10 protein-coding genes and 1 other RNA gene are annotated in these 6,960 nt (G+C 47.0%); all 11 read left to right on the plus strand.

Translation table 11 applies throughout. The features are described from left to right. Positions 1-344 precede the first annotated feature (344 nt). A complete protein-coding gene (locus EDM54_RS02460) occupies positions 345-974 on the plus strand; it encodes a helix-turn-helix domain-containing protein (RefSeq protein ID WP_122957716.1) in 630 nt (209 codons plus the stop codon). Further along, positions 971-1,276, plus strand: coding sequence for a hypothetical protein (locus tag EDM54_RS02465; protein ID WP_174768870.1), 306 nt, complete (start codon positions 971-973; stop codon positions 1,274-1,276). The genes EDM54_RS02460 and EDM54_RS02465 overlap by 4 nt, the downstream gene beginning before the upstream one ends. 137 nt (positions 1,277-1,413) lie before the next feature. Continuing rightward, positions 1,414-1,635, plus strand: a complete 222-nt coding sequence (locus EDM54_RS02470) for a hypothetical protein (RefSeq protein WP_122957717.1) — start codon at positions 1,414-1,416, stop codon at positions 1,633-1,635. After that, complete coding sequence (locus EDM54_RS02475; protein WP_024983222.1) at positions 1,616-1,846, plus strand: hypothetical protein; 231 nt, start codon at positions 1,616-1,618, stop codon at positions 1,844-1,846. The genes EDM54_RS02470 and EDM54_RS02475 overlap by 20 nt, the downstream gene beginning before the upstream one ends. Beyond that, an RNA gene (locus tag EDM54_RS02480) (hammerhead ribozyme type II) lies at positions 1,845-1,913 on the plus strand. Before EDM54_RS02475 ends, EDM54_RS02480 begins: the two co-directional genes overlap by 2 nt. A 231-nt stretch (positions 1,914-2,144) precedes the next feature. Beyond that, positions 2,145-3,086 carry a YqaJ viral recombinase family nuclease gene (locus tag EDM54_RS02485; RefSeq protein WP_122957718.1) on the plus strand — a complete coding sequence of 314 codons (942 nt, stop codon included), beginning with the start codon at positions 2,145-2,147 and terminating at the stop codon, positions 3,084-3,086. 14 nt (positions 3,087-3,100) lie between these two features. After that, on the plus strand, positions 3,101-3,985 hold the full coding sequence (locus EDM54_RS02490) for a recombinase RecT (protein ID WP_122957719.1): 885 nt from the start codon (positions 3,101-3,103) through the stop codon (positions 3,983-3,985). A 162-nt stretch (positions 3,986-4,147) separates the two neighbouring features. Further along, positions 4,148-4,726, plus strand: a complete 579-nt coding sequence (locus tag EDM54_RS02495; protein ID WP_122957720.1) for an endonuclease domain-containing protein — start codon at positions 4,148-4,150, stop codon at positions 4,724-4,726. A 33-nt stretch (positions 4,727-4,759) separates the two neighbouring features. After that, a complete protein-coding gene (locus tag EDM54_RS02500) occupies positions 4,760-5,875 on the plus strand; it encodes a replication protein (RefSeq protein WP_122957721.1) in 1,116 nt (371 codons plus the stop codon). An 11-nt stretch (positions 5,876-5,886) separates the two neighbouring features. Then, positions 5,887-6,519: a BRO-N domain-containing protein gene (locus tag EDM54_RS02505; protein WP_122957722.1), complete on the plus strand. Its 633-nt coding sequence runs from the start codon at positions 5,887-5,889 to the stop codon at positions 6,517-6,519. A 15-nt stretch (positions 6,520-6,534) separates the two neighbouring features. Then, positions 6,535-6,960, plus strand: a 426-nt coding sequence (locus tag EDM54_RS02510; RefSeq protein ID WP_259676338.1) for a BRO-N domain-containing protein, incomplete at its 3' end; no start/stop codon positions are given.

The following is a 6,960-nucleotide window of genomic DNA, read 5'->3' on the forward strand; positions in this document are numbered from 1 at the left end:
ATACATTAAACCGGGCTGTCTGAACAAGGTCCAAAGGTCAGGCATGGAAAACGGTTAGGTCACTGCCAAGACTCGACGCTGCATGCAGTTGTGTGAAGCAAAGGAGGTGTGAAGCTTGGACGTATCCGAGATCAAAGGAATTTGCCTCACGAAATGCGCAAAGGAGGCAAATGAAAAACTAGCACAGGGTTGGCAAGTGCTCCATATCTCAAATAACTTTGGCCAACTCAGTTTCTATCTAATTCGAAAGTAAACAAAATTCCCTCGGAAAAACCGAGGGAGAGCCTGAAAGATGAGCACACCTTTATAGTACTTTGAAAATCAAATAAAGGAGAGGCGAACACATGGGGAACAGTAACGTGTCAGTAAGTATTTACTCGCGGTCGCGGATCAGTGATATCTGCGAATACGCATTCCGCCACCAAAGAACAGGAGAACAAATGACGCACGAGTCACTTGGCAAGAAAATCGGCCGGTCGGCCCGTTGGGTTTCCGACGTAATTAACGGCCGTGCTACACCGATGCGTGAGGATGCAGAGGCATTTGTCCAAGTATGCGGGAATCACCGTGCAACCCGCATGCTAAAACACCTGTATGGTGACGCTCCGCCGCCGACTGACCCACGGTTGATGGTAAGCCTAACGGTTGCCTTGTACAACCTGATCAAGCAGTGCGAGGACGTGATCGAGGCAGCAAAAGAAACGATTGAGTGGGAACGTAGTAGGCGCCCATGGCAGCCGCTCACAGAGGACGACGAGCGTATGCTGACCCATCTTGGGAAGCAAATCGAGGACCTTTTCCAATCTGGTGACGATGTACATATCCTGATGGACGAGAGGTACGGAATCGATCCGGTTATTCACCAACAGAACTGGCTGATCGAAGCCAGGGCGCAAGAGATCGTCGTGAGTGATCCACGCGAACTGATGCGACGGGAGCGTCAGGAAGCCTTACTATTAGGAGCTCTCACATGACCGAAGTGTTTGAAAGACTGGACGGACTCGACGAAGAGCAATTGATTCACATCGTGGATGCACTGTTGGATACAGCAAGAAGAAGCGAACAACTTGGATTGCTAATAGATGCCCAAAAGAAGAGGCTAACGGCTGAGAAGGTAATGGAGATTAAGCGTCAACGTGAGCAATTTTGGATAAAACAGCTGCTTGGGAAGGGCGGTAAATTGCGACATGAACGAACAGACCTTAAGAAAAAAGCTGAACTTTTATCAAAGGATGATGATGGTTGCGAAAACGGCCGGCGACTTGGTTGCACATGAGGTCTATAGGCAAATTACTCGTGAACTAACTGAACAGATCACAAAACAAGAAAAAACCGCCTGCTCGCAACAGACGGCATGAAACAAATATTCGTTACAAAGAGCATATCACAATTGAATTAAGGGGGACAAGCCCTATGACTATGGCTGATTTACAACGCCAGTTAAAGAGGTGCCAAGAGAACCTCAACGACGCTACAAAGGAACTGGAACGACTTGAATTTGTTCGCGATGCGATTGAAAAGAAGATCGAAGAAGCTCAAAGGAATGTAAACTGGTGGCAAATGTCTACAGACGATACGTTAAACGACATTCAAAAACTGCAAGAGGGGGAACAGCATGAGTCAGCAATTGCCTGATTTTCCGACTTACGTGGAGCAAACGGAGCCGATCAGACAACAGTACCTTCAGCCACTGGCTTTTGATACAGACGAAGACGGCAACCAATTGGAATGGACTGCTCGGGACGTGATCGAAGAATTGGAGTTGATCATTGACGCACGTGCGACGATGGCTCCAGCAGAGTTCCGACAGTATATCCGAGAACAGGCGAGACGTCTTTTGAAATAGTCGAAACTGGGGCTCTCCGCCTCAGTCTGCCGGACCTGGCCGCCCGGCACTGATGAGACAGGCCTTACATAGCGAGGCAAGAGCGTGGCGCAGTCAAAGGAACTGCAACGGCTGCCGTAGAGGTTGGGACGGTGGCGGCCTCGTGACTAAATGAAAGGAGGGAGATCGTTTTGATCGATATACAGCAAAAGACCCAGCGCGGGAACGCTGAGTCTTCGGTGATGCGTCTTGCAAGATTCTGGTAATTAAAGCATACCGATTCCGCCTCTAAAAATCAAGAGGGAGGAGAGAGAGAAATATGGCATTAGCGATTGTTTCAACAAAAGACATGGACCGCGAATTGTGGCTCCAGTACCGACGTAAGGGAATCGGAGGAAGTGACGCTGCGGCAATTGCTGGTCTGAGCAAGTGGAAGTCACCTGTTGCTGTCTACTTAGAAAAGATCGGGCAAACACCACCGGAAGAGAATCAAAGCGAGGCAGCCTATTTTGGAACAATCCTGGAGGATGTGGTCGCGCAAGAATTTACACGCCGGACTGGACAGAAAGTAAAGCGGCGAAATGCCATCCTCCAGCATCCTGACTATCCCTTTATGCTGGCAAACGTTGACCGGCTGATTGTCGGAGAGCGTGTCGGCCTGGAGTGCAAAACGGCCAGTGAATACCTAAAGAGCGAATGGGAAGGAGAAGAGATACCTGCTCCTTATCTACTTCAATGCCAGCACTATATGGCGGTAACCGGGTACGATGCCTGGTGGATCGCCGTCCTGATTGGCGGCAACAAGTTTGTTTACAAAAAGATCGAACGAGACGAGGAGATCATCCAGTTCCTGATCGGTCTGGAATCAGACTTCTGGAACAACCACGTGGTGCCTCAGGTTCCCCCGATGGTAGACGGTACGGAAGCATCGACAGAGCTGCTGAAAAAGATGTACCCGGTCGCGGTGGCCGGTAGTGAAATACATTTGCCCTCTGATGCCGAACTTCTAATCACCGAGTGGGAAGTGGCGAAGGCCAACCTGAAGACAGCGGAGGAACGAGTCACCGAGTTAGAAAACAGGCTCAAGGCTTTGCTGGGTGAGAATGAAGTCGGTGTTTCCAGAACGCACGTCGTGACATGGAGAACCGTAACATCAGAGCGAGTCGACAGCAAACGACTAGCGAAAGAGCAACCAGAAATATATCGGCAGTATCTCAAACCATCCGTATCGCGCCGGTTCGGCATAAAGCCAACTGCATAAGGAGGATAGAGTGCATGGCAACAAACGCAAGTCTGAAAACCCAACTGCAGGGCAGCACAACGAAACAACCGTCACCTGCAGCCACGATCAAATCGTTCCTGGATTCTCCGAGCATCAAGAAGCGCTTTGAAGAAATCATGGACAAACGGGCGCCGCAGTTCATGAGTAGTATTGTGAATCTTTATGCGTCTGATGGTTACCTTCAAAAATGCGAGCCGATGAGCGTTATTTCATCGGCAATGGTAGCCGCAACGTTGGACTTACCTATTGACAAAAACCTTGGCTACGCCTGGGTGGTCCCGTACAAAGACAAGTCCGGTAGGCAGATCGCACAGTTTCAGTTGGGCTACAAAGGATACATCCAACTGGCATTACGAACCGCAAAATACAAAGCGATCAACGTAATTGAGGTTCATGAGGGCGAGTTGCAAAAGTGGAATCCGCTGACGGAAGAACTGGTAATCGACTTTGAAAAGAAAAAGTCGGAATCAATAATCGGTTACGCCGGATATTTCGAGCTTATCAACGGATTTCGCAAGACGGTGTATTGGACAAAAGAACAGATTGAAGCCCACCGAAAGAAGTTTTCCAAGAGTGATTTCGGTTGGAAAAACGATTACGACGCGATGGCTAAAAAGACCGTCATCCGCAACATGCTTTCCAAGTGGGGCATTCTCTCCATAGAGATGCAGCAAGCATATACCGAAGAATCCGAGCCACAAGAGAATATGGCCGCTGAAACGAATTCCGTCGTGATCGATACGGATTTCCAAGTTATCGACGACGAATCGGGGCCAGATTCTGAAACAAATGAACCATCAGAAGAAAGCCGAGAAGATCATCAAGAATCGACAGAATTTGATCCTGCTGAGATCGACTCATTGTTTGGATCGAGATGAACGAACGGACTCAATGGTTTCTCCTCCCGGATCTGTACCGCACGCTAAACGATCCAGAAACGCTAAAGCGATTTGCCGCAGCTTACATGCTGCGGTACTACCCGGGATGGGAACCAATCAAGATCAAACATTACAGAGTTTTGGCGGAGAGGAGGGGGATGGATGAGTCATAACCGTTTTGATATTGAGCGATACAAGGAGATGGCTCTAAATCTACTCTCGAAATTGGATGACAAAGTCCGCGAGGAATTAGAGGTAATACTGACTGACGCTGCATACCTACACGTGATGGAAATATCGAAGTGCGAATCTCCGATCGAGTCAATCCTGCTTATGTGGTTAAGGCACTATTTTCAGGCGCGTGAGCAGGAATACAAACAGTGGGATAACTTCCCTCTAATAACCATCGAGCCACAAAGAACGGTAGAACGAGGAAAGAAAAAATATCGAATAGACATTGCTTTAGATTGCTCGTTTAAGGGGAAAAAGCACAGCTTTGCTATTGAATGTGATGGTCATAATTTCCACGAAAAGACGAAAGAACAAGCGGCAAGAGATAAGCAACGAGATAGAGACTTGCAATCCATGGAATACCGGGTGCTTCGTTTTACTGGTTCGGAGATTTGGGATCGACCATCGAAGTGTGCTTATGATGCACTCAAGATTGTGGAGAAAATAACAGGCATCCATGACGAAGAAATCGCTTATCTCCAAAAGATATATCCGGATAACAATTGGTGATGAAAGTTCAACGGGAGGAGGCGTTTTTGCAAAATGGTTAGTCCACAACCCACAGACGCACACCTTAGATTAGCACACTCACTCTTCGAAGAGATCGCCATGCGAGACTTCTCAAAGCGTCAGCGAAGCATCATTGACTTGGTGCTGAGGTTGAGTTGGGGGTGCGGTAAAAAAGCATGGATGTATGACGGATACGCAGATTTTGAGGCTGTTGGCGTGTATCGAAATGTAGTGAGCGAAGAGCTGCAGTATCTGGAAAGGAACCGAGTTATTAAGTGGTTTCCAGAACATCGAATCATCATGTTCAACAAACATTTTGACGATTGGACGATAGCACGCAAGAAAAAAACATCATCGGAACACATGAAAAAGCTGGTTAACAACAGCTTACAAAACATTGAAGTCACCAATGTTTTGTTGTCGACGCTACTACAAAACATTGATGCGAACAACGAATCATTGTCGGAAACAACAAAAAATATGACAAGTGACAATGAAAAATATGATGGGGATAACTCTTCAAACTCTTGTGGCTCTAAGAGTAAAGAGGGGTCTAAAGAAAGTCTTTTAAATAAATCTTTTAAAATATCTTCTTCTACGAACGAGATACATACCGAGATCGGCATTAATGACACCGTTTCGGAAGAAGAGCCTGAACTGAATGAAATGGAATTGGCATTTAGGCGTGTGGAAGAAAAGATGATCGCGAAAACAGGGCGCATGTACTACTTGAAAGGCGAGGAACCCAAAAATATCCATTCGTTCCTTCTCAGCGGAGGAACAGTGGACATGCTCCTCGCTGCTATAGACGAAGCTTTTGAACAGTATCAGCCACGGTATCCAAATGACAAGATAACGTCGATCAACTATTGCCTAACATTTGCATGGAAAAAGCTAGAACGAAGCAGAGCGATCGGGAATGGAAAAGACGCGCAAGCAATGCCTGTTCGTAGTCATCCTCAGCCAAGACAGAGACGAAACAATGTCGTACCAATGGTGGACAAGCTTCCAGCGTCCGTTCAATGGCAGCTTGAGCAACAAAGCGTACAGCAGCATATGGGCCCCGAAGAACCTAAGACGATCGAAGATTATCCCGAGTTAAAGGCCATGCTTGAGCAACTTCGCCAAAAACAAAAACAAGCCCGATAGGAGGAGCGATCATGCAAGCACTTCAAAACGTTTTCAGTTTTCAAGAAAAGCAGGTACGGGTTGTCGTGAAGGATGGAGAACCATGGTTTGTGGCGCGCGATGTGTGCGAGGTTCTGGAGATCAGCAAAAGTTTTGATGACAAGTTATATGTCCATGTTTTTGACATTTTGTCTCTTGCGGGAGAAATCATCAGCGAATATTCCAGGGAGAACAAGAAAAAAGCTTGGGAATGCATGAAGCTTGCATCAACAATGTACCACTCTTGGAAGGGACCAAAAAACATAACTACTTTCAATAATCTTTACGGAGCGATGGCCACTCATCTCACATGGATTTCTGATATTTCCACAAATGAATTTGCTCTGCAGGATCTGTTTAAATCGCGCGTCAAGGAACTCATATCACCAGAGGCAGAGATCGTTAGCGTTCCGAGGTTAAAAAAGCATTGGCCAGATTCATTTGTTAAGTTGGGAGATGAAGTCATACCAGTTGAGGTCAAATTGGATGCCTTTGACAATAAGGCTCTAAGGCAGCTAATGCGCTACATGAAAGCTTATGATGCGCAACGGGGACTAGCAGTTGCTGGTCGGCTTACTGTGGAACTGCCTACTAACATATCATTCATTGAACTGAAAATCGGATAAAGGTGGGATGAAACAATGAAACAACTTCGGATCTTTGATAACTCTGAGTTCGGCCAAATCAGAATGATCGAAATAAATGGCAAACCTCATGCTGTCGGCAATGACGTTGCAAAGTCGCTTGGATATGCAAGGCCATATGAAGCAGTTACTACTCACTGCAAGGGGGCGGTAACTTACCGTGTCCTTACAGATGGCGGGGAGCAGGAAGTAAAAGCGATTCCGGAAGGCGATATATACAGGCTTATAGTAAAAGCTGCGGATCAAAGCAGAAATACCGAGATCAAAGAAAAGGCAGAGCGTTTTGAAAGATGGATTTTTGACGATGTTATCCCTGCTATTCGTAAGACTGGGGCATACGCTGTCGATCAAAACAAAGTCGTCCCCCTCAGCGAACGCCAGGCGTTGATTCAATCACTCAAGTTGACCGCGGAGCTGGCTGAA

Origin of the sequence: Brevibacillus borstelensis (assembly GCF_003710865.1) — a bacterium.
Classification (GTDB): domain Bacteria; phylum Bacillota; class Bacilli; order Brevibacillales; family Brevibacillaceae; genus Brevibacillus; species Brevibacillus borstelensis.